Source organism: Ruegeria sp. N10, assembly GCF_056531545.1.
In genome coordinates this window covers 1-1,632 of record NZ_JBQFLY010000056.1, presented here as the reverse complement: position 1 = coordinate 1,632, position 1,632 = coordinate 1, and the positions used below count along the sequence as shown (strand labels likewise).

Annotated in this window: 1 pseudogene; it reads left to right on the top strand. The window is 53.4% G+C overall.

The features are described 5' to 3' along the window. Positions 1 to 714: 714 nt before the first annotated feature. Positions 715 to 1,632, top strand: a pseudogene (locus ACR0JI_RS21905) (IS3 family transposase); the annotation flags it as partial.

The following is a 1,632-nucleotide window of genomic DNA, read 5'->3' as shown; positions in this document are numbered from 1 at the left end:
GCTATCAAAGCGCACCCATTCTGACGCTCCCTGAAGCCGACTCTTACCCCAACATGAAAACCAACACGCCTCCACCGTCAGTGCTGTCGGCCGAATGAAACGTAGACGCCTTGTTAGAATCCGGTCGACCAGGTCCAGCGGTCCAAACGAATGTTGTTTTGTTGGTTCGCGACTACTTCCTAAGTAAATTCAAGTGTTACTTCGTAGGCTTTCCATAGGCTTATCCGATTGCGTTCAGCAACGGGGCAAAAATTGGAGTTGAGGTGCTCTGAAAGTGATCAGGCGTCAATAGTTGGTTTTCTGTGAATGCGTCAAATTCGGCATTGCCAATTGAACTCCATCCCAAGTCGCGCCACATTGCTTCAATCAACTTGTTAACACTTTTGTTTACTTCATCCGAATTGGGAGGGCTCATTTTTGTTTTTTTGCAACAAGTCACTACAACTTTGGACAACCTCGCTAGATCCAACCACCCATGTTTGAAAATACAACTGCATAAGCGTATCGTTGTCCTTTTTGGAAACAAAAGATTTTAGAGATTCCATAAGCTTAAGGTAATTTTCTCGCTTTTCTCTCTCGACTTCGATCGCTTGAGATCTCGCTTGAGAAAGAAAATGTGTAATGACTGCGAGAACAATGGAACCTCTGACCTGCCCCCCGAAATTTCCCTCGTTCAGATGTAGAGTTTGCTCAACCTTTTGAAGGAGCAAACGAATGCGAAAGAGCCGTTTTACCGAGGCGCAGATCATCGGGATGATCAAAGAACAGGAAGCCGGGATGTCGACGGCCGAGGTGTGCCGCAAGCACGGCCTCAGCCAGGGCACGTTCTACAAATACAAATCGAAGTATGGCGGCATGGAAGTGTCTGACGTCGCGAAGCTGAGGGCGATGGAAGACGAGAATGCCAGGCTCAAGCGCCTGCTGGCCGATACGATGCTGGACAATGCTGTTCTGAAGGATCTGCTGGGAAAGAGCTGACGACGCCGAATGAGCGGCGAGAGGCAGCGCTGAGGGCGATGCGGGATCATGACATCTCGCAACGCCGGGCCTGCCGACTTGTCCACTGCCCGGCAGGGCATTGCGAAGCAATGTCCCGTGAGGGGGTGTCGATCCCAAAACTGTCAGGCGTGAACGCCCGCCGGACAATCCCGAGATACGCAAGGAGATGAAGGCCGTCGCTGCCAAGCGCCGCCGGTTTGGCTATCGGCGGATCGGCGTGATGCTGGAACGCAAAGGAATAATCGTGAACCACAAGAAGCTGTATCGGCTTTACACTGAGGAGAAACTGGGCGCCAGGCGACGACGGGGCCGCAAACGGGCGCGTGGGTCTCGAACACCGATGCCAGTGGCGCTGAGGCCAGGTGAACGCTCGTCCCTGGACTTCCTGTCGGACACATTCGGGGCATCACGCCGGTTCCGCATTCTGGCGGTGAACGACGATTGCTGCCGCGAGAACCTGTGTCTGATGGCCGATACCAGCATCTCGGGTGCCCGTGTCGCGCGGAAGTTGTACGCGCTTGTGCGTCTCTATGGCAAGCCAACTAGCATTGTCAGTGATAATGGAACAGAGTTCACCAGCCGGGCGATCCTGAAATGGGCGAACGAAAACGGCGTGGACTGGCACTACATCGA